This is a genomic window from Paenibacillus harenae DSM 16969 (assembly GCF_000422465.1).
Taxonomy (GTDB): domain Bacteria; phylum Bacillota; class Bacilli; order Paenibacillales; family Paenibacillaceae; genus Pristimantibacillus; species Pristimantibacillus harenae.
The window spans coordinates 16,383-39,644 of sequence record NZ_AULV01000016.1; the positions used below are offsets into that span (position 1 = coordinate 16,383).

A 23,262-nucleotide genomic window follows, 5' to 3' on the forward strand; every position below is an offset into this window, starting at 1 on the left:
CCTAACTTCCTCTAGTATAATATTATCTATTATCTTGAACGGCCGACCCGATTTGACCGAATAGGCAAAGGTTTGGATATTTATTGGGAGCAAGAAGGGAGTCCTACCGTACGCACGAGCGCAAGGCAGGACTCCCTTTTCCCCGAAACGAATCCGGCTCTACGATGCTGTGCCCGTGATGTTCGTGCCGTTCTTCGTAATCGTGTACTCAATGATGGCGCCGCTCCAGAAGTGGAACTTCAGAATCACCGTTCCGTCGTTCACTTCGTTGAAGAAGCTCTGTGTAAGTGTGATTTCATTTGCAGCATAAGATGGTTTGAATGTCCGGGCGAACTCCTTGAACGAAGTCCAGTTATGCGGACCGGCGTTGCCACCTTCAGCGTACGCGGCCTCCATCGTAGCGAGACGGTCGCCGTTGAAGGCGGTCGGGATCGCAAAGTTTGCTGTGGTGCCTTCCGCGTTTTGCAGCACAGGCGTGTCATTGTACATGACATAGAAGGTCCAATCGGTGCCCTTGTTAAATTGGGCTTTCAATACGGCAACCTCGCCGAGTTCGGCCGAGTCGGTCAGGTTGGCGAGAAAACTTGCTTTGAGGGTCAGGTCTTCGCCGTTTAACGCATAGTCCGTGCCTTCCATCAATTCGTAGTCTCCGAGTTTAATGCTGGTCAGAACATTGCCGTTTAAGTTCAAGGGCATTACGGAGTCCTGAGCCGGTGCGTCTTTCCTGACAAAGATCAAATCGGATTCGGCAGTGGCAGAGCGGCTCTTCAAGCTGGCCATGATCAGATCGTATAGCTCAGGATCGTTCCACTGAAGCGTTCTGCGGTCAAACCGCCCGCCGTTGTCCCACAGCATAAGAGTAAGTTTGTTCTCTATGGATTTGTAGGTGAAATACTCTAAAAACTTCAGCATCTCGCCATGCTCGGGCACACCTTCGCTGAACGGCGTTTTGAAAGGAGTAGCATCCCAGCCGAGCAGACCGAATTCGCCTATGACAACGGGAATTCCTTTCGATACGAACGTATTATATACATTGTTAGCCATTGTATCGATATCGTTAATCGTTAATTCTTCAAGCTTCGGGAAGGCCGCAATGTTTACGCTGAACGGCCAGAAGCCGTAAAAATGAATGGTAGCGATCAAATTCGGATCGTTCAGATCGGCAATCGTGCTTGCAAGCGAATCCACATGCTCTTGCGAGTTATTCGTAAATAAAGTCGGCAGCACAAGAGGACGAACGTCATTTTTGCCTCCCGACGCTCTTACAATATGGAAGAAGGATGTGTTGAACTCATCAAGAAACGCGTGCTGCGTCGCCACATCAACGTTATCAAATAACGGTTCGTTGATGCTCTCGAACATCAGCTTGTCGGAATGATTCTTGAAGCGGTCGGCGACTTGCGTCCAGATCGCATTATATTGGTCCAATACGGCGTCATGATTCTCCGGCGCCTTGCTGATCCACATCCAGGAGTCGTGGTGAATGTTGATCATGACATACAGTCCCTCTTGCAGCGACCAGTCGACAACTTGCTGTACCCGGTCCATCCAGTCAGGATTGATCGTATAATCAGGTGCGCCGCCCATCCGCCCGCTCCATGTAATCGGAATACGGATGCTTTTGAAGCCCTGCTTCTTAATTTCCTTAATGAATTCTTTGGTAACGATCGGGTTGCCCCAGGACGTCTCGTCACCATTATTTGGTGCGTTCGTATTAAATGAATCGAATGTATTGCCCAGGTTCCATCCGGGCTGCATCGCGTTTACATAAGACTGCATTTTAGTTTCTTTCGGGGAAGCAGCGGCCGAGCTGACGGATGGAAACAACGCCATCAGCAGGGCAACGACCAAAAGGGCGGATAAACACGATTTTTTTGCTCTCATTGAAATTCTCCTTTGGTTTCATTGGGCTACTGCTGGACATGTGTTGCTTGCAGGACATTACTTCGGTGTGCCTGTGATTCGGCCACCTTTAGTCGTAAGCTGATATTTGACTATGGCGCCGCTCCAGAAGTGGAACGTCAAGTTAATCGTTCCGCCTGTTGTTTCGGCGAAGAATTTCGGCGTTATCATGATCGTGTTGTTCGCATAGTCTGGCAAGAAAGCGTAGGCGTACTCCTTATACGAGGTCCAGTTATGCGGACCGGCGTTAGTGCCGTTCGTGTATACCGCTTCCATCGTGGCAAGCACATCTCCGTTGAAAGCTGTCGGAATCACCAAGCCGCCACTGGAGTTGCCTGATGCTTTTGACAGGACCGGCGTATTGGAATAACGGACATGGATTTTCCAATCGGGGCCCGAGTTGACACGGACCGACAATACTGTTTTCTCGCCGAACGAGCCTGAAGCGTAATTGGAGAGCGCGCTTGCTTTGATAGTCAATACATTGCCGTTCAATGTGTAGTCCGTGCCGGAGCTCAATGCGGCAGTTCCGTTCAACAGCGAATCGAAAGTATTGCCGTTCAAGTTCAGGTTGATCACGGCGTCTTGAACCGCAGTGCCGGCCTTGAGGAAGATCAGATCGGTATCCGAGGTGGATGAACGGCCTGTCAAGCTTTGTTTGAATATATTGAAAAGATCCGGATCACTCCACTGATAAGTAGTACGGTTAAAGTACGAGCCGTTATCCCACCACATCGTCGTAATGTTCTTCGCTTGAGTACTGTAGAGAAGGTATTCGAAAAATTTGAGCATCTCTCCGCGCTCGACGGTTTCCCTGTTCTTATCGTGACCGAGTATTCCTAATTCGCCTATGACAACGGGAATACCCTTCGATACGAACGTATTATAGACATTGTTAACCATTGTATCGATATCGTTTTTCGCATCGGCATTAAACGTTGTGTAGCCTGCGATGTTTACAGAGAAATGCCACAAGCCGTAATAATGAACGGTGACAATCAAATTCGGATCGTTCAGCGCGGCAAGCGTGCTTGCAAGCGAATCCACACGCACTTGCTCGTGATTGCAGTATAACGTCGGCAGCACAAGCGGACGAACGGCATTTCCGCCTCCCGACGCTCTTACAAGATGCACGAAGGATGTATTGAGCTCATTAAGCAATGCGAGCTGCGTCGTTATATCAACGTTTGAAAATTCCGGTTCGTTGATGCTTTCGAACATCAGTTTGTCGGAATGATTCTTGAAGCGGTCGGCGATTTGCGTCCATACCGCGTTATATCGGGCCATTACGGCGTTATGATCCGTCGGCATCGAGCTAACCCACATCCAAGCGTCGTGGTGAACGTTGATCATGACATACAGTCCCGCCTGCAGCGACCAGTCGACAACCTGCTGAACCCGGTCCATGAATGCCGGATCGATCGCATAGTTCGGAGCGCCGCCAATCCGATAATTCCATGTTATCGGAATGCGGATGCTTTTGAAGCCTTGTTCCGCAATCTGCTGGATAAAGGCTTGGGTGACAACCGGGTTGCCCCAAGACGTCTCGCCGCCTCCTGTCGGATCATTCGGATCAAATGCATCCAAAGTATTGCCCAAATTCCATCCGGGCTGCATCGCGTTCACATACGTCTGCATGGGAGTTGCGGCAGAGGTCGAGGCCGGGAACGAAAACGAAAACACTGTAAACAACAAAGCAATAGTCAACATCAACGATAGGAAAGCTTTTGTTTTACGCATAAAATTCCTCCCTTGCTTTAATAAAATACAAGCTTGCTTTCTTTCGGGAAACCGATAACAGCGACACTTGTGACAGCGCTCCTATGTTGCTTTTCATGCACCTCCTCAAATGAGTGTAAGCGGTATCATTTTTATTTTAACTGTGTAACGTTCTAGATAATACAACAAAAAATAAACTAAAAATCATATTGAAATTTCATTGCTGCGGCTCAAATACTTCATTTCGCTGGAGAACTGGATATTTTTCAGGGCATATTTTTGAGGTAAGGGTGGGCATATTACAAATTATCGAAAACAGGAGTAAAAAAATGTATGATAACAACACACGCAAAAACATCATTCATTGCTGGAAGAGCGGTGATGCCGGCTATACTATTTGATTGTTCCATTGCTGCTGCTTATTGTAAGCCCATTCAAACCATCTGATTGAGGCGGTTACGGATATAACGTCCCGGAGGCACTCCTTCCGATTTCGTAAATTGTTTGGTAAAGGAATAAATATCTCCATATCCAAGACTAACGGCTACGTGTTTGATGGGGAGTCCGGAGAGAAGCATCATTTTTGCCTGTTTCATTAAATGCTCAATATGGTACCGCTGAGGGGAAATTCCGGTCACGGCTTTAAATACCTTCCTGAAATTCTCATAGCCCATATTTATGGCCGCTGCAGCTTCCTTCATATCATAATGGATATTATTGGAGCTGCCGATTAATTGGCAAGCCTTCGATATTTTATGATCATCATGCTCTCTCTGCGTATAATGAACGCTGCCATGCAATCGGATCATGAGCTCTTGCGCTCTTATTAGCAAATAGGGGAGCCTTTCATCAGCAGCGTCTTTAAGGCTGTTTAGCAAGGCGGCAAAATCAAAAACAAAATCGCTCGTAAGCCGCGTTGCTTGCACCTCTTTATCGGAATTTAAAATTCCTAGCGTTTTCAGGTAATGATAGACAGGATAACCTACGCTAATATAAAACTCTATCCATTCCCCATTTGGCTCGATCTCGGTGGAGTGCAAACGTTCGGGCAAACGCTGAACGAGATCCCCTGCTTGCATCGGAATAACGGAACCGTCCTGTGAGATAAATCGTCCGTTGCCTTGCAGGATCAAAAAACAGCTGTAATATCCGATCTTAAAGTCATATTGGGAACGATCCGCCGTTCTTTTTCTCATAAAGCCGCACGACAAAATGCCTTGGTCGAAATCGTCGCCTATACACCGGTATATAACATCATTTTCCTTTATGTCGTCACCATTCATATCGTCGCTACACCTACCAAAATGGATAAATGATTTACCAAACGTAACATTTATATATGAAGACTTGTCCTTATATTATAAGGGTATCGTTATTATGGCACAACCAATTAGAACAATTGATAGGGGGATTAGTCGAAACATATGAAGCCGAACAGAGAATGGGAGAATCCGCATGTCGCTCAAAAGAACCGTTACCCCATGCATGAGCCGTACGGCGTATACGAAACGGTAGAACAGGCGCTAAGCGGCGATCGCAGAAAGTCAAAGTACGTACTATGCTTAAACGGCTCGTGGAAATTTAAGATGTTTTCGTCTCCCTATGTTGTAACCGATGAATTTTATCATCCTGAATATGACGTGTCCCGTTGGGATGATATCCCTGTTCCTTCCAACTGGGAGCTTTCCGGATATGGAAAGCCTGTGTACACCAATACATTATATCCCTTTACGCGGAAGGGGACGGACTCCCATCATGAAATTCAACTGAAGAAAGATGAATTTGTTTTGAATCCGCCTTATGTGCCAGAGGATAACCTCACCGGATGTTATGTCCACACGTTCGAAATCCCCGAGCATTTTCACGACCGCGATCTATTTATCGATTTTGCCGGCGTGGAATCTTGTTTTTATTTGTGGTTAAACGGGAAGCTCGTCGGTTATTCGACGGACAGCAAGCTTAACGTTTCTTTCGATATTACGGATTTCATCCAAAGGGGACAGAACCATTTATCCGTACAGGTAATGCGATTCGGAGCCGGAACTTATCTGGAGGATCAGGACTACTGGCACCTATCGGGGATCTACAGAGATGTTCTGATTTATGCAAAACCGCGAATGCGCATTCATGATTATAAAATCGAAACGCTATTCTCAGGTCAATACGACAATGCCGAATTAGCCGTGACGGTTTATCCGAATAATCAGGCAAGCTGTTACGGGGAAGCTCATGTGCGCCTGTCTCTTTATGATCACGATCAACAATTGGTTACGCAATTTGAAACGGATAAGTTTGCGGATTACAGATCCTACCTGCAAGAGATCTTTGTGGCGAAGGTAAAACAACCCATTATGAATCCCAAATTGTGGAGCGACGAAATTCCTTACCTCTATCGATTGGTATTGGAAATGATCGGCCCTGACGGAAATGTCGTTGACATCGAGAGCGCAAATGTCGGCTTCCGCGAAGTCAGCATCGATAAAAACGGGATAATGAAAATGAACGGCAAACGGCTTATCATCCGTGGAACCAACCTGCATGCGTTTTGTCCCGAAACGGGGCGCGTGGTGTCGACGGAGTATATGCGCGAGCAAATCAAGATCATGAAGTCGCTAAATATCAATGCGGTAAGGACGAGTCACTATCCGCATGCGGTCGAATGGTACGACCTCTGTGATGAACTGGGCATTTATGTCGTCGATGAGGCCAATATTGAGACCCATGGCATCGGCGGTCAGCTCAGCGCATCTCCCGAATGGACGCATGCTTATATGGAACGTGCAGCGCGGATGGTGCTGAGAGATAAGAATCATCCCTCGATCATTCTCTGGTCCCTTGGTAATGAATCCGGTTACGGAGCGAACCATGCCGCCATGTACGGCTGGATTAAAGAATATGATAAAACAAGATATGTCCAATACGAGTCCTTGAATCCTCCGGCCCATATTTCCGATATCCTGGCGCCCATGTATCCTCAGAAAGAATGGATCATGGAATGTATGGCAAACAGCGAAGACTTGCGACCGTTTATCATGTGTGAATATGCGTACGCGAAAAGCAACAGCAACGGGAATTTCAAGGAATTTTGGGACCTCATTCATACATTCCCGCGGTTTCAGGGCGGCTTTATTTGGGATTTCCAGGATAAAGCGCTTGTCAGGTTTGATGAATCCGGGAACAAAAAATATGTATATGGCGGCGCGTTCCAAGAAGAGATTATTGATTCCGCGCCCGATATGTGCCTGAACGGGATCGTATTTCCGGATTTAACGCCGAAACCGGCTGCCAATGAAATCAAATATGTTCAGGCTCCCGTCCAGATCGATTACTTTGAACGGCCTTATTATGTTCAGGGTAACAAAAGTTATCGAATTTATAATCATTATACGCATCGAGACTTAAGCCACTTGGACATCGGTTGGGAGCTTGTTTGCGACGGGAAGGTTGTCGAAAACGGTACATTGCCCCAATTGAACACGCCGGCCGGATCTATGGAACGTGTTCAGGCGCCCTACGATCCAACCAAGGTCAATGGAGAAGCGTACCTGAATTTCTATGCTAATCTGAACGAGGACACCTATTATGCCGATAAGGGAACCTGTATTTATGCATGCCAGATCGAGTTGAATGATTCCGTTTATGAAATGCATACCGGAGATATTGAAAGCGGAAGCCTGGCATATGAGGAAGCCGCAGATCGAATTCATATATATAATGAACATACGAACGTGGTCTTCTCGAAAGAAACGGCAGAGTTCATTTCCGTGAGATACCATAACCGGGACTACTTTACGGGCGGAGCCAACCATTTCTATCGTCCGCCAACGGGAATAGACGTCGGCGTACAAGGCGAGACGCAGAACTATGCGGATGATTGGAGAAGCCTCGGGCTGAACTCCGGTCAGAAAGAGATCAAGCGTATCCGGGTATATGCGGCGCCAGCTTCCGTCATCATTCAGGTTCATGCTTTGTATTCTGGGTGCATAGAAACGCGAACCGACTATGCGATTGGCGGTAAAGGCATTGAAATTGCCAACACTGTCGTGAATAATGCCCCTATCGATACCCTTCCGAGAATCGGTCTAAGTTTTACCTTCTCCGATGCCTGGAAGAATATTAAATGGTATGGCCGCGGGCCATGGGAAAACTATGCGGACCGTAAAACGTCTGCCTTCGTCGGTATATATGAAAGCTCTGTTGAAGAACAACATGTTCCCTACATCGTGCCGGTTGAATGCGGGGGCAAGGAAGATGTCCGTTATTTAGTTGTGTCCGCGGATGACCGCAAGGTAAAAGTTAACGCGGCGGGTCATTTCCACTTTGATATTCATCAATACAGCATCGGACAGTATGACAATGCCGCCTATGAAGACGAGCTTGGCGCATCCGATTCCGTATTCCTTCATATCGATCATAAGCATGCAGGTCTTGGCGGAGACAACGGCTGGACCAAAAATATTCACGATGAATATAAAATCGGAAAGGGCATCTATGTATACAAGATCACTTTAGAGATGATGGATTAAACAGCAGAGCCCGAAAGCGAAGAATAGAAGTGAAATTCTTAAGACCGTTGACAAGGGTGCAAGCCAAAGTCAGCGGTCTTTATTGCATAAGTTGTGTAGAAAACGGATTCGAGTCCTGCACAATCGAACCTCTATAGTGGGAGGAAGCCAGGTGAATCAATCGATAACTTATGTGCCATTTTCCTATAAAATAATGATTCCTTATTTACTGCTCATCATTCTGACTGAAATTATTATTGGATCTTATACCTACACAAGGCTATCCAATTCAAGTAAAGTGCTGACGGAAATAAATATGAAAATGACGTTTCAACAAATAACGGACAATATCGGGTATCAGTTCCATGAGGCACAGCAAATTTCGGATTCCTTGTTCCAATCTACTGAAATTCAGAGATATTTAGCTTTAGAAGCTTCACCATTTGAAATATATCGAATTACAAGAGATCATTTACTTCCGCTTCTTGCTGCACCTCTGCAATTAGCAAGAAACAATATACGGATTATGCTGTATGTCAAGAACGAGAGGTTCAAAGAGGTTTTCAAAGACCCGAATGTCGGCATTCAAGAGAAATCATCAAACTTGCTCTATTATTCACGTATAGAAAACGAGGATTGGTTTAAGCAGTTGACCTTGCAAAAGCTGGATAATCAGTGGATGCAGGTTGATACCGATCTGAACCAAAATAATCTCTCCCTTATACGAAAGCTGATCTGGTTTAACGATTATCAAACTGAAATAGGTTACTTGCGAATATCCCTCCCCTTGGAGGAGTTATTTCAATCGCTGGATAACGTACGAATCGGGGAACAATCCATTATTGTGCAGGTGAGGGATAAAACGGAGGATGTCATTGTATATCAAGTAGTTTCAGACGGTGAACAACGGATTCAAGCCGAGGAATCCTATTTTACGGTCAAGCATGACATACAGGGAACTGGTTATGGGCTTGAGATTCTGGTTCCTGATCAATATTTCCTGAAGGATGCCCGCAATATCCGTAATGTAACGCTATTCGTATGTGTTTCCAGCTTTCTTATCATGCTAATTATCGGTATTTTTGTAGCGCGTTTGTCTAATAGGAAGATGCGGAAAATCATTTCTTATGTCCGTTCGCTGCGATCCGGTGAATTTCGCAAACGAATCCAGATTACAGGTCAGGACGAATTTGCGCAAATCGCAGTCGCTTTTAACCAAACGGCATCTGACATCGACAATTTGATTAGTACCGTGTATTTGCAGAAGATTAATGTTAAGGAAGCGGAGCTTAAAGCTCTGCAAGCCCAGATCAATCCTCATTTTCTTTACAATACGTTATCCTCGATTAATAGTCTTGCCAATATGGGGGAAACGGGTAAGGTCAGCTCAATGGTAACCGGGTTAGCGAAATTCTACAGGCTGACGCTCAATGACGGTCGAACTATGATTCCGTTGGTTAATGAATTGGAACAGGTGAGGTCATATATCGATATTCAAAAGATCAAGTATGCCAACCGATTTGATACCTGGATAGAGGTTGACCCGCTGTTATTGGAATGTGAGGTCACGAAGCTTATTTTGCAGCCCTTTGTCGAAAATGCATTGAAGTATGCTTGGCATGTAGAACGTCTAACTGTTAAGATCGTCGGCAGACGAATGGGCGAACGTATCTTCCTATCGATTATCGATAACGGCATTGGTATTCACCGGAGCCGGCTGCATAAGATCAACACGGATCAACTGCCGGATTCAGGTCATGGGATTAGCAATGTTAACCACCGGATTCGATTAAGATACGGCGAGGATTATGGCGTCACGATCTCCAGCTTCTACGGAGGGGGAACCACAGCTTTACTTGTCCTTCCCTATGATCAATCGAAGTCATCCCAGATAGACCTAACAACAATGCGGGGGGAAGAAGCATGACCTATCGGATATTGATTGTCGACGATGAATCGGTGGATTTGGAATGGATGAGAAGAAGAATACAAAGCAGCGGCAAACGGCTTGAGGTGGCTGCAGCCGTAGATAATGTGTATTCCGCGCTCGACGTTGTCAGGAAAGAGCAAATCGACATTATATTATCGGATATTCGAATGCCTATTATGTCCGGTATGGAGCTAATCCGACAGGTGAAGGAAATCCGCTCGCATATCCGAGTAATGTTTGTCAGCGGACATAAGGAGTTTGAGTATGCGAAGCAGGCCGTAGATTTTAATGCTTTTGGTTATCTGCTGAAGCCGGTGGAGGATCATGAGTTGTCACATAAGCTGGATGCTGTCATCGCCGATTTGGACAAGGAACAGGACCGTAATGAAGAGAGATTGAAGCTAAAGGAGACATTCTCGCTAGTGAAACAAGAAATGCTCTTCAGATGGCTGGAAGGTGACAATCGGCAATTGTCTGCCCAGGCAGCCATCATGCTTGAAGAGGAAGTGCAAGCTTATGGCACCGCTGCAGCCGTTATCGAAATTGATCAATTCGATTGGCGGACGACGAAGAATGCCGACAGCGAGTGGCAGGAGCTGTATCTGAAGATTTCCCGGTTTGTGGAGGGGTATGTTGCGGATCGGAGATGGGGTTATTGCATTCATGGAGAGCAGCAACGCAAAACGTTGATTCTATTCGGTGACGAGAATACTCACGGTGCACGGACAGACGAACTTATAGCTGAGGTGGGTAAGTTGCATCCACTTACGATTTCTATCGGACTCGGCTTTCATACGGAAAATCTAAGGGAGCTGCCCCTGTCTTATCAAGCAGCCAAAACGGCGCTTGGAACGAAGTGGCATGCAGGTAAGAATAAGACACTTACATTACGTGACAGTGAAGTGGATACCTTATCGCACAATCCTGACGAGAAATGGCCGGAAATCGTGAAGGCACTTGCCGATTATAATCTTACGACGATAGATGATTGGATCGAGCTGCTCTTCAATCAGGGCGGGGTATTAGAATCCAAAGGTGCGGTCTTCCAGCATCTCATCCATTCCATCGTCAAATTGAATGAGCAGTTCCATGCGCTTAACGAGAACTTCGACGAATTGATGGAATGGGAGACTCCTTTTCCTAACAACCTGCTGGAATTTGAAACGGCGCTGGATTTGAAGTCATGGCTCAGAAGAAAGTTTTTTGCATTCTCGGAGAAATGGTACCTTAAGAAGCAGAAGCAGAAGAGAAAACTAATATTAGAAATTATGCAATACGTGGAAGATCAGATAGAACGGAAAATTACGCTCAAAAAAGCAGCGGATCATTTTGGTTTCTCTACTAATTATTTGGGGTACTTGTACAAGCAGGAGACGGGTCAGCACTTCAATAGCTATATTAATGAACAACGCATTAAGAAAGCTTGCCAGCTTCTCCAGGATCCCAAATTAAAAGTCTTTGAAATATCAGAGAGCATAGGTTATAGGAATATTATTTATTTCAACCGTCAGTTCAAACAGGTGACAGGCATGTCGCCCGGCGACTACCGGAAGCGGCTTAACATTTAGTAGAATGCTCCTTGAAACCCCAAAGTAATTGGGGTTTTTCTTATATTCGTTGATTTAGTTTAGTTTTCGTTATTTTCCTCAATTGTTCGATCATCCGTTGACATCTATCATTAAGAAAAAAAGAGAGAGGAGCAACCAACGGCAATGAAAGAACAAACCGCAATAAAGACGGATTCACGCAAAGTAAGGACATTCCATCACGGTAACGAGTTGCGGGGCATCACGCGACAATGGGATCTCCAATCGATGGTATGGCCTGGATTGATATGTCTGATCCTCTTCAGCTATATTCCGATGTACGGAGTCATTATAGCATTTAAGGAGTATGATATTTTCCTGGGAATTGGTGCGAGTCCTTGGGTTGGTCTATACCAATTTAATATGTTTTTTGATTCGCCTGAGTTGAGTATGGTTATGCGAAATACGATTATCATCTCAACCTTGAAGCTGATCTTGATCTTCCCATCTCCGATCTTGCTAGCGCTCCTGTTGAATGAGATCAAGCACAATGGATTTAAGCGGTTTATTCAAACAGCTACCTATCTGCCACATTTTATTTCCTGGGTTATCGTCTCGGGATTGGTATTTTCTCTCCTATCTGTTGAAAGCGGCAGCGTAAATTATCTTCTTATGAAGCTTGGATTCATTGATAATCCGATTAACTGGTTGTCCATGCCTCAACATTTCTACGGGATTCTGCTTAGCAGCAATCTCTGGAAAGAGATCGGGTTCAGCTCCATCGTTTACCTGGCTGCCATAGCCGGAATCAACCCGAGCTTATACGAGGCGGCGGAAATAGACGGAGCGGGCAGATTCCGCAAGATGTTCAGTGTTACGCTGCCTTGCATCGCTCCGGTAGTTATTATTTTCTTGATTTTAGCAATCGGCAATCTTCTTAGCGCTGGTTTCGAGGATATCTTAACGCTTACCAATAACGGAAAGAATGGGACCCTTACCAGTATGGCGGAAGTGCTCGACACCTACGTCTATCGTGTCGGACTCGGCGAACAGAGGTATTCGTTCGCGACGGCAGTTGGTTTGTTTAAATCACTCATCAACATTGTATTATTGGTTGGCGCGAATGCAATTGCCAAACGAGTAGGGGGTAATTCCCTATGGTAAGAAACAGATGGAACGATCGCATCGTCGATATTACTATCTATGCACTGTTGATCATGCTCTCTTTTACGGCTCTATATCCCTTCTGGAATACGTTGGTCATGTCACTGAATGAAGGCAAGGACACTTCTATGGGGGGGCTGACGTTCTGGCCTCGCGAATTCACATTCGACAATTATGAGGTGATATTCAGCGACGAACGTTTCTTCCGGGCGATGGGAATATCCGTTGCAAGAACGGTGTCAGGTACATTTCTTTCCATTCTGGTTACTGCATTAATGGCTTTCGCGCTAGCGAAGAAAGATTTGAAGGGCAAGAAATATTACATGATCTTCGGTATTATTACCATGTACTTTCAAGGCGGGTTAATACCAACCTACCTATGGCTCCGGGAATTGGGATTGTTCAATAACTTTTGGGTATTAATTATTCCCGGGATTCTAAGTATTTGGAACATGATTGTGTTCCGCACGTTCTTTCAAGGGCTGCCGGAGGAGCTTGAAGAATCGGCTAAGCTCGATGGCTGCAACTATTACGGCTTATTCTTCCGAATCGTACTTCCTGTTTCGGGTCCAGTATTCGCGACATTATCGCTATTCACGGCAGTTGGCTTATGGAACGAATGGTTTAATGCCGGTATATTCGTGAATGATTCAGGGTTGCTTCCTGTCCAGAACTATCTAATGAATATGATCAATTCCAGCTCTACCGCCGAGATGCTAAGTCAAATGGGCGGTGTCAGTGTAGTAACTCAGACTGTCACGCCGAAATCGCTCCAGATGACTGCCGTTATGGTGGTTACTCTTCCGATCATTATGGTTTATCCGTTCCTGCAGAAATATTTTGTCAAGGGAGTCATGATCGGTTCGTTGAAAGAGTGATTTAGGGGCTCCATGCCTTTAAATATAATAAACAAGTTTGAGAGGGGTAATCATGTGTTTAGGATAACAAGAAAGACGCTTTTCGGGGGGCTTGCATTAGTCCTCGCTATTAGTTTGATTCTGAGCGCTTGCAGCAATAAGAATTCGAACGGTGAACAAGCAAGCAATGCAAGTAATAATGCAGCCGATACGGGAACAAACTCTCAAGCTGCTCAAGGGGAAGAGTTACCCGCATTTGGTGAACAACCACTAGAGTTTAGCTACTATATGAACTATGACTGGGCTTCGCCAAGCGGGTATGGTACCACGGATGTCGTAACCAAATGGTTAAAAGATGAGAAAAAGATGAATTGGATTGAAATCGGTTCCAATGGCAATGCTCAGCAAAAATTCGGTACTATGGTTGCATCGGATACCCTGCCGGACGTTATCGCGCTGGATCCGAACACAGCGGAATACGAGAATTTGGTGAAAAATAAAAAGATGGTTCCATTGGATGCCTACTATGAGAAATATCCCAACCTGAAGGATTTGATCGACACGACTGCAATGGACATGATGAGGGCATCCGACGGTCATATCTACGGAATGCCAAGTTGGTTTGGCAGTTCAAGGAATGAGAACCAGATGGCAAGCTTTGGCTGGATCGTTAATCGCAAAATATATGCTGAGCTAGGTAAGCCGCAGCTAGAGACATTCGATGATCTGTATGCTTACTTGAAGCAGGTTAAAGATAAATATCCGGATATTGTTCCTATGCAAGACCCTTCAGAAATGATGATTTACGGTGGTTTCGGTGATTTGCGGTGGTCGGATTCGCTTAAAGAGGTTCCGGTATTTGTTAACTTTAAGACAAACACGATTGAATCCATCTTCTCGGATCCGGCATATAAGAAAACAAAAGAGATGACCAACAAGTTTTATCGTGAAGGACTAATCTCTCAGGATTTCCTTACTCAAAGCGGCGATCAAGCAACGGAGAAGCTGAACTCCGGACGAGTTGCGATACAATCAGGCAATAATATGACCGGAATAGGACGGACGGCAAACAATATCCTACAGGCAAAGGATTCTGCTGCGGGTTATGATTATATCCCTTACTTATACGCGGAAGGTGTAGATCCAGCTACAGTTGCACCTATCGGTTACGGAATGCTGGGTTGGAATGAAACAGTTATTACGACATCCGCCAAAGATCCGGAGCGTATCTTCCAATTTTTCGACTGGTGGGCAGGTGAAGAAGGACAACGAATCGGTGCCTATGGACCCCCGGGAGTATTATGGGATACCACTGATAAGAATGGCGCGCCGATCGACAATGAGAATAGTCAGAAGATGTCTGCGGAGGAGAAAGCCAATCTTAAGATCGGCTGGAATCCGCTTGGTACTTGGTGGTTCCATAAGCTGGGAGCGGCAAGGGTTAAGCAGAACCCTGAGAAGGCTGAATGGGACGTCAGAGCCAGCTTGTTCTACGGTCAATTCGTCAAAACAAATAACGACCAATTCAACGGACGAATGAATGTTGACTCCAAGTCCAAGCTGGGAATCGGCTTTGCGAGGATGAAACAAATTGTTAAGGATTACGAAGCAAAGCTTGTCTTTGCAAAAGATCAAGCGGAGTTCGATTCCTTATTCAAACAATTTGAAGATGCTTTGAACGCATCGGGATACAAGGATCTACTTGTACATGAGACCGAAGTATGGGCGAAAAACCGGGAAAAAATGGGACTATAAGGAAAACCGGCACGAGGTCGAGTCATCGATCTGTGCCGGTTTTTTCACAAGTTAAAGTATTATCCAGCATAATTCGAAATTCATGTGACTTGTTCAGTTTCCAGAAGTGGTGTATCAGAGATATCTGCAAGATTTGGATAATGAAGAATTGATATTCCAATAACACTTCATTATTTCAATATGATGCAGAATATTGATATTAGAATTCGTTTTTATTTGATGTACAAGCGATTATGAATATGACTAATATTAGATCAAAAGCGGGCCGAGAAACATTTCGAGCGGCTAATACCTGATAAAGGGGGGGGATCTTGAAGAACGTCTATTTGGAATGGTTCGCGAAGGATGAGCAGTTTCCGTTCTTTATTCAATATGGCGGACACGACGAGGACACAGACCTGCATAAGCATTTCGACTTCTCCGAACTCGTGATTGTGTTGAATGGGAACGCAACGCATATTGTCCATAACGAAACCTCTTTTATTAAGAAAGGAAATGTATTTGTCATCAACGACGAAACCCCCCATGCTTACAAAGATCCTTATGATTTTAAAATTTGCAATATTATGTATCGGCCTGAAATGCTGCGGGCGGCCGGTTCGGATCTAAGGACTTCCAAAGGTTTTCAGGCGCTTTTCGTTTTGGAGCCCTTTTACCGCAATATTCATCCGTACCAAAGCAAGCTCAGTTTGCCGATTCCCAGCCTGGATTATGTCTCTACGCTCATCTCTGTCATGATCGACGAATATAACAACAAGCATCAGGGATATCAGACGATGCTGATTTCCCGGTTTATGGAGCTAGTCGTCTATTTGTCAAGACAGTATGACAATCAGGAAAAGGATATACCTGGTAATCTGATGCATTTGGCGAATGCGATCTCCTATATTGAAGATCATTATCTCGAACCGCTAACGCTGGAGGAAATCGCGGTCAAATCTGATATTTCGGTCAGGCACTTGAACCGGATCTTCCAATCCTATTATCAAACGACCCCTATTTTCTATCTGCAACGGCTTCGTTTGGAGCGCGCATGTAATTTGCTGAAGCATACCTATCTCACCATTATGGAGATTTCCCACGAATGCGGGTTTAACGACAGCAATTATTTCACTCGTCTGTTTACCAAAAATTACGGTCTCTCCCCAAAGGCCTACAGGACTGAATCGGTAAGTTTGTGAGCCGGCACGTTGAAGGTGCCGGCCGATTTTTTTTCATTTTACAAAACGGAAAGAGCTCAAATGAACGCCTCCTTTCAAACGGAGGTAAACATCGTGCCTGCCTTCCGCCCCTGTGAGACGGCAAGAATAGGTTCCCCAGCTTTGCCTGCCCCCCGAATGGCCGATATGACAAATGCCGGTAGGTATGCCATCCGGATTGTCCAGCCGCATTTCAATGGATCCGTTCTCGGTCGCGCAAGCGGCCCGCGCTTCGAAGCCGGTTGCGCCCGATTCGAATTCGACGTCGTGAAAGCTGATCCAGCCGTCCCGGCCGATAACGCTCACACAAGAGCCGGTTACCTCGAAGCCATGCTGACGAGCTTCACCGTCACGGCACTCATCCAGAAAGACAGACGCGTAATCGTCATAATTTTCGGCACGGATCACGCGATACGGGTATCTCGGCGGAATCGTTTCACCGTGGACTTGCACGGCGGCTTCCAGGATAATATGGCCGGATGAATTTCCGACCATGATCGTATAGGGGCCGGTCTCTACCGCATACCCGTCGCGGGTAACGTCCCAGCAGGCAAAGTCTGTCCCGGCCAGATCGAATTCCGCCGTTCCCTTCTCCCCGGGCTGCAAGTGAATCCGTGTAAATCCGCGCAGCTCTTTAAGCGGCCGTTTCACTCTCGATTTGTTCGCCCTTATATAAAGCTGTACGACCTCGTCGCCCGGGCGCAATCCCGTATTTTTAACCGTCACTTTGACCTTCACCTGATCATCTGCCGTCATTTTAAGTTTGCTGAGCTTCAGATCGCTGAATTGGAAGTCGGTGTAGGACAAGCCATGTCCGAAAGGATACAGCGGATCGCCTTCAAAATACAAATACGTTCGTTTTCCTTTAATAATATCGTAATCCAACATATCGGGCAGATCCAGGACGGAACGGTACCAGGTCATACTCAAACGGCCGGCAGGGTTGTAATCTCCAAAGAGCACATCGGCAACGGCATTACCGAGCTCTTGGCAGCCGTGAGCCGTATAGACGATTGCCGGAATGTTCTCCTGCGCCCAGTTGAGCGCAAATGGATAGCTGCCTATAATGACGACAACCGTATTCGGATTCGCCTTATGCACTTCTTGAATCAGCTTCTCCTGTTGCGGCGGAAGGGACAGGTCCTGCCGGTCGACTTCTTCCCTGCCGTTGATGAGCGGATGATTGCCGACCACGACAATGGCAACATCGCTGGCTCGTGCAGCGGCAACAGCTTCTGCAATACCATCGATAACCGGATGTATAATAAATTTTTCGGAAATGCCAATCTGTGCATCGTCCTTCAGCCGGATTGTTTCGTCAACGACCGTTGCGATTTGGCCGTTCCATGCCTTGATCGCAACAGTCCCGTCGTCCTGAGGAATGAAGTTGAACAGTTCTTTATTGTACCATCCCCAAACCTCCTTGGCCGACGCGCTTATTCCGCTTGCTTCGCACGTCACGTAGCTGCCGTTGGCTGCAGAGAGCAGCGTGTGGCTCCCCAAGCCCCAATCGGTCAGCTTGAAATGTTCTCCGCTGCCTGCATCCTCTTTATTCGCTGCCAGAGTTGCATCGTAGAGATGCCTATGTCCGACAAATCTGCGGGTTGCGGCGGATTGCAGTATAATCCGGTCGCAGCCGTCCTTGAACTGAACGAAATTCGGGTCGAGCTTGCTTATGATGCCTTGCAGCGGCGTAACCTGATTAGGTGGACTGCCTGTGTAAAATCCGCGGCAAACGACATCTCCCAATGGCCCGATAACAGCTGCGCTCTGCAATCTTTCCTTGTCGAGCGGAAGCATATTATTCTCATTTTTCAAGAGGACGACCGATTCACGTGCAGCCCTGAGCGCAAGCTCGCGGTGTTCTTGCTTGTATAGGACGCTTTCCGTAATTTGCGCATATGGATTGATTGCTTCGGGATCGAACTGGCCGAGCCGCATGCGAACGCGGAAAACGTTGCGAATCGCCCGGTCAATGTCCGTTTCCGAAAGCAGGCCTTGTTCCAAGGCTTCTCGAATCGATTTCTTTACAAGCCCGCTGTCATCCATCATGCAATCAATTCCCGCTTTTATTGCCGCCGCCGCCGCTTCGGCATAAGTATTGCAATACTGGTGTTCATCGACGGTCTGTTGCATATCTGAGAATGCGGAAACGACAAATCCGTCCAGCTTCCATTCATCCTTAAGAACCGCTTTTACATCTGGATGGCAGATTGCGGGGGTCCCGTTTATGGCGTTATATGCGGTCATGACGGAATGTACGGAACCTTCGCGGACAGCAGTCTCAAATGCTTTCAGGTAATATTCCCTTTTATTGCGGGGATTGATGGATGAAGAGCTTTTCAGCCGGTCCCTCTCGTTGTTGCCTGCATAAAAATAGTTTAAAATCGCTGCTGTTTTGATATAAAACGGATGATCGCCCCGCATTCCTATCGAATAAGCTGAGTACATACACCCCGTTAAGAAAGGATCTTCGCCGAAGGTTTCATCCGTTCTTCCCCATCTTGGATCGCGGGCTAAATCGACCACAGGCGCACGGAGCATAAGACCTCGCAGACCGCTTCTGAGCTTGTAGTAGGCTCTTGCTTCATCGCCGATCATCCCGCCGATTTCCTTGATCAATTCGGTATTCCATGTACAGGACAAGCCCAAGTTCTGCGGGAAGACCGTTGTGGCGCCCTCGTATGCAACCAGACCTTGAACGGCGTTTCCGCCAATCCAATACCCCGGGATTCCGAGCCGTTTTACGGATCCCTGTCTGAATGGGATAAACGAGAGCTTCTCTTCAAGCGTGAGTCTGGAAACGAGGTCGCTGACGCGTTTTTCTAAAGAGAGTTTTATGTTTTGGAAAGGAAAGGATGGACAGGTGTTCACTTCCGTTCACTCCTTTGCCGGTATTGATCGGGTGTCATGTGCTCGAGCTTGCGGAAAGTGGCGATAAAGTGACTGGCATCGCGAAAGCCGGACGATGCGGCAATATGCTGAATGGGCGTCGTTTGTTCGCTAGTGAGCATTTCCTTTGATTTTTGAATCCGCAGATTGATCAGATATTGATAAGGCGTGTACCCGAACGTTTTTTTAAATAACGAATTGAGATGTCTCGGACTGATATTCAGCTGTTCCGACATCTCTGCCATGCCCAGATCCGGATTGTGATACTCATTGTCCAGATATTGGACAAGCGGCTGCAACCGGCCAGCGAGGCTTTGGGTGGTTGACGTGTTAACCGTAGTTCCGTGCTTCTTCAATTGTACAAGAAAACGATAAACGTCAATCGAATTGTCCAGACCGGTCGCGTCTTGGGAGAGAAGAGAGGATTCCAGCATCTGCCCGATGAGATTCTCGGGTTCCGTCCCTTCCGGCCAGCTGTAAACCGTAGAAAATTGGATGTCCAAAATAGACATAAACGGGGAGATTTGCGGACCGTCTATTATTAAATAATAAGTGGACCACGAATCGCCCAGACAATAATACTGATGGGGAACATTCGGCGGCAGCATGATCCCGTGACGGGGAGGAAGGGAGAAAGCAGATCCCTCAATGATAATCTTCCCTTCGCCTGAAACCGTTTGCAGCCAATGATGAAATGGATAACCGCCGCGTCTTATGACCGTCTCCTGAAACGGATTGTAACCGATACTATCAATGTAAAAGGGAACGAATTGTTCCGGAGGCATCATCAGCAAGCGGACTTTTGTCTCAAACATAGGCATCATTACACTTCCGTTTTTTTATATTTTGTCTTGTTTTAAGATTATTAGTATATGGTGAGGTTGTCAAGGGTTTCGGATCATGAGGGCGTCTGTTACAAAAGCGCGCGGTTCAAACAGTCTGCTGCGGTATTTCCGTAATTTTATATACAATTATTCGATATGTTTAAACCAGGGTAAACGATATATTATATTGTAAGGATATTTCTGTTAAGAGAGAGTATGGGGGTTGGTTTTGATGAAAATGGGAGTGGATTATTATCCGGAGCACTGGGATTGCTCTATGTGGGAGCAGGATGCAAAGCTGATGCGGGAGACGGGAATAAGCCTGATCCGTGTGGCCGAATTCGCCTGGTCACGCTTGGAACCGGAGCAGGGGCGGTATGAGTTCGGCTGGCTCGATGATGCAATCGATGTTTTCTTTAAGCACGGAATCCAAGTCGTCATCGGCACGCCGTCCTGTACGCCTCCGAATTGGCTTGTGGAACGCTTTCCGGATGTCCTGCCCCGGGACGCGATGCTGAATCCGAAATATCCCGGGATAAGAGGGCATCGTTGTTATAACAGCCCTTCCATGCGTGTCTTTACGGAGAGAATTGTGGAGAAGCTGGCTTCTCACTATGCCAAACACCCCGCGGTGACCGGTTGGCAGATCGATAATGAGTTCAGCCTGAACGAGTGTCATTGCGAGATTTGCAACGAGCGGTTTCGCGAATGGCTTTCGAAGAAGTACGGTACTTTGAAGGCCTTGAACCAGGCTTGGGGTACGGTTGTCTGGAGCGGTGAATATAGCGCCTGGACGCAAATTTCTACCCCGTTAGGCGGTACAAGCTTCAGGAATCCGTCTTATCTGCTCGACTGGAAGCGGTTCGAAACCGATTCCGTAGTGGAATTTCAACAATTGCAATTGAGCATCCTGCGCAAATGTTGTCCGGACCATTTCGTCACTCATAATATTTGGAGTTATCCGATGTCTCTCGATTATTACAAGCTTTGCGAGGAATTGGACTTTGCTTCTCTCGATTATTACCCCGGCACGAGCCCCGAGAAATCGGTTTCGGGCGGATACAACGGCGCGTTGACACTCGATTTAACCCGGGGCATCAAGAGACGCAATTTCTGGATCATGGAAACGATCAGCGGTCCTCCCGGATGCTGGTTTCCGATGTGGCGGACTCCGCAGCCCGGATTTATTCGGGCCTTCGCTTGGCAATGCATGGCCCGCGGCGCCGACACGCTCGTTCATTTCCGGTGGCGAAGCGCTCCGTTCGGCGCCGAACAATTTTGGCACGGATTAATTGACCACAGCAATGTACCCGGCAGACGATTCGAGGAATATCGGATGTTATGCGATGAAGTAAACCGGCTTTCTCCTGTCTTGGCGGAATCGGAGGTGCTTGGCGAGGCTGCCGTTCTCCATTCGCACGACTTGTACAATGCGTTCGCGATTCAGCCCCAGGCAGAAGGAATGGATTATTTCGAGAATCTGAAGCTTTATCATCGGGCTCTGACCAAATCGGGCATTCTGACGGATGTCGTGAATACAACGGACAATCTGGACAGGTATCGCCTTATTATTGCGCCGTCGCTCTATTTGTTGGATGAAAACCTGGCGGATAAGCTGAAGAATTGCGTAAAGAACGGAGCCACCTTAATCTTGACGAATCGTACCGGCGTGAAAAACCCGAACAACGTTTGTTGGATTCATCCGCTGCCTGGCCAGTTGGCCGAGGCGGCAGGGGTAACCGTAGCCGAATACGATCCGGTCGGCAATGACGTTCATACGATCCGTATGACGGATGGGAAAACGCATACCTGCAGTCAGTGGTGCGATATTCTGGAACCTGCCGGCGCCGAGACGATTGCTTGGTATGAGGACGATTTCTTCGCGGGGAAACCGGCTGTAACGGTTCATGCATGGGGTGAGGGCAAAGTGTACTATATTGGCACCGTTGCCGAGGAAAGCTTCTACCTGGATTTATTCGGGAAGGCTGCCGACGAGTCCGGAGTAACCCGTTTTGCCGTTTTGCCGGAGGGGGTTCAGATTTCGATACGCCGGAAGGGAACGGCGCGTTATTTATTCGTGTTGAATCTCTCGCGGAAGAAACAGACAGTCGAGTTGGGGGGCGCGTATTCGAGTCTTCTGCGAGAGGAGCCGGTTGGTCCTGTTATAGAGCTGGAGCCGTATGCGGTGGAAATCGTCAAGCTTGTTGAAGACGACATCTTTTGTATAAAATAGGAGGAATTCTCAATGAACCGGCAATCCAGAACGATTTTATTTCAAGGCGATTCCATTACCGACGGCAGTCGGGGCCGCAACGAAGATCCCAATCATATATTGGGTCACAGCTACGTCTTTATCCTGGCAGGGAAGTTTGGATATGAACTGGCTGGAGAGCGGCCGCATTTTATCAACAGAGGCATCAGCGGAGATCGGGTATCGGATTTGTACGCGCGTTGGAACGAGGACGCAATCAGCCTGAAACCGGATCTGATCAGCATGCTGATCGGCGTGAACGATGCCTGGCGAATTGTTGAAGGGCTGCCAAGCGGCGCTACCGACCGATTCGAAAGAGCGTACCGGCATTTGCTTGAGGAGACCAAAGAGGTGCTGCCGCATACCAGGCTGGTCATATGCGAGCCATTTGCTTTAAAAACGGGCTGTACGGCGGAGAAATGGGAACTCTGGCAAAAACAGCTTGATAAATATAGCGGCATATCGCGCCGGTTATCCGAGGAATTTAATGCAGTGTTCGTTTCTCTGCAGGCGGCGTTCGACAAGGCCGCATCCGGCACGGAAGCCGCTTATTGGTTATGGGACGGCGTTCATCCGACGGCAGCCGGTCATGAGCTTATAGCCCGCGAATGGTTGTCAGTCGTTCAAAATAGTCCGCTGGCGATTCGCTGATTTCATGCTCAGCATGCACTCAAGCTTTATATACCTCCAACCGCAATGGTTTGGGGGTATTTTTGTGGAATGAATCATCCATAATCG

The 23,262-nt window shown here is 47.0% G+C and carries 14 protein-coding genes; 9 read left to right on the forward strand and 5 right to left on the reverse strand.

The features are described from left to right. Positions 1-159: 159 nt before the first annotated feature. The 3 genes from H581_RS0104105 to H581_RS0104120 form a co-directional block, all read right to left on the reverse strand. Positions 160-1,884, reverse strand: coding sequence for a cellulase family glycosylhydrolase (locus H581_RS0104105; RefSeq protein WP_028608918.1), 1,725 nt, complete (start codon positions 1,882-1,884; stop codon positions 160-162). A gap of 57 nt (positions 1,885-1,941) precedes the next feature. Beyond that, positions 1,942-3,642: a cellulase family glycosylhydrolase gene (locus H581_RS0104110; RefSeq protein ID WP_028608919.1), complete on the reverse strand. Its 1,701-nt coding sequence runs from the start codon at positions 3,640-3,642 to the stop codon at positions 1,942-1,944. A 413-nt stretch (positions 3,643-4,055) separates the two neighbouring features. Further along, the gene (locus H581_RS0104120; protein WP_028608920.1) at positions 4,056-4,904 is read right to left on the reverse strand and encodes a helix-turn-helix domain-containing protein; all 849 of its coding nucleotides are present in this window, start codon (positions 4,902-4,904) and stop codon (positions 4,056-4,058) included. Between the two features lie 141 nt (positions 4,905-5,045). Between H581_RS0104120 and H581_RS0104125 the strand changes: the two genes are divergently transcribed. The 7 genes from H581_RS0104125 (at position 5,046) to H581_RS0104155 (ending at position 16,539) form a co-directional block, all read left to right on the forward strand. After that, on the forward strand, positions 5,046-8,147 hold the full coding sequence (locus tag H581_RS0104125) for a glycoside hydrolase family 2 TIM barrel-domain containing protein (protein WP_028608921.1): 3,102 nt from the start codon (positions 5,046-5,048) through the stop codon (positions 8,145-8,147). 151 nt (positions 8,148-8,298) lie between these two features. Then, complete coding sequence (locus H581_RS32955) at positions 8,299-10,053, forward strand: sensor histidine kinase (protein ID WP_036717694.1); 1,755 nt, start codon at positions 8,299-8,301, stop codon at positions 10,051-10,053. Then, entirely contained in the window at positions 10,050-11,624 is a 1,575-nt protein-coding gene (locus H581_RS0104135; RefSeq protein WP_028608922.1) for a response regulator transcription factor, read from the forward strand. Before H581_RS32955 ends, H581_RS0104135 begins: the two co-directional genes overlap by 4 nt. Positions 11,625-11,768: 144 nt before the next feature. After that, positions 11,769-12,746: an ABC transporter permease gene (locus H581_RS0104140; protein WP_051250437.1), complete on the forward strand. Its 978-nt coding sequence runs from the start codon at positions 11,769-11,771 to the stop codon at positions 12,744-12,746. Beyond that, positions 12,740-13,624 (forward strand): carbohydrate ABC transporter permease, encoded by an 885-nt coding sequence (locus H581_RS0104145; protein ID WP_028608924.1) that lies wholly within the window; start codon positions 12,740-12,742, stop codon positions 13,622-13,624. Before H581_RS0104140 ends, H581_RS0104145 begins: the two co-directional genes overlap by 7 nt. Before the next feature lie 54 nt (positions 13,625-13,678). Further along, on the forward strand, positions 13,679-15,358 hold the full coding sequence (locus H581_RS0104150; protein WP_156889494.1) for a type 2 periplasmic-binding domain-containing protein: 1,680 nt from the start codon (positions 13,679-13,681) through the stop codon (positions 15,356-15,358). Between the two features lie 311 nt (positions 15,359-15,669). Further along, a complete protein-coding gene (locus tag H581_RS0104155; protein WP_028608926.1) occupies positions 15,670-16,539 on the forward strand; it encodes a helix-turn-helix domain-containing protein in 870 nt (289 codons plus the stop codon). Between the two features lie 33 nt (positions 16,540-16,572). Here the strand turns inward: H581_RS0104155 and H581_RS0104160 are convergent, their stop codons facing one another. Both H581_RS0104160 and H581_RS0104165 read right to left on the reverse strand, forming a co-directional pair. Next, a complete protein-coding gene (locus tag H581_RS0104160; RefSeq protein WP_028608927.1) occupies positions 16,573-19,431 on the reverse strand; it encodes a glycoside hydrolase family 3 protein in 2,859 nt (952 codons plus the stop codon). Continuing rightward, the gene (locus H581_RS0104165) at positions 19,428-20,264 is read right to left on the reverse strand and encodes an AraC family transcriptional regulator (RefSeq protein WP_169507433.1); all 837 of its coding nucleotides are present in this window, start codon (positions 20,262-20,264) and stop codon (positions 19,428-19,430) included. Before H581_RS0104165 ends, H581_RS0104160 begins: the two co-directional genes overlap by 4 nt. Positions 20,265-20,505: 241 nt before the next feature. On the opposite strand from H581_RS0104165, the gene H581_RS0104170 reads away from it, so the two are divergent. After that, positions 20,506-22,506 carry a beta-galactosidase gene (locus H581_RS0104170; protein ID WP_028608929.1) on the forward strand — a complete coding sequence of 667 codons (2,001 nt, stop codon included), beginning with the start codon at positions 20,506-20,508 and terminating at the stop codon, positions 22,504-22,506. Between the two features lie 12 nt (positions 22,507-22,518). After that, positions 22,519-23,175 carry an SGNH/GDSL hydrolase family protein gene (locus H581_RS0104175; protein ID WP_028608930.1) on the forward strand — a complete coding sequence of 219 codons (657 nt, stop codon included), beginning with the start codon at positions 22,519-22,521 and terminating at the stop codon, positions 23,173-23,175. Positions 23,176-23,262 lie beyond the last annotated feature (87 nt).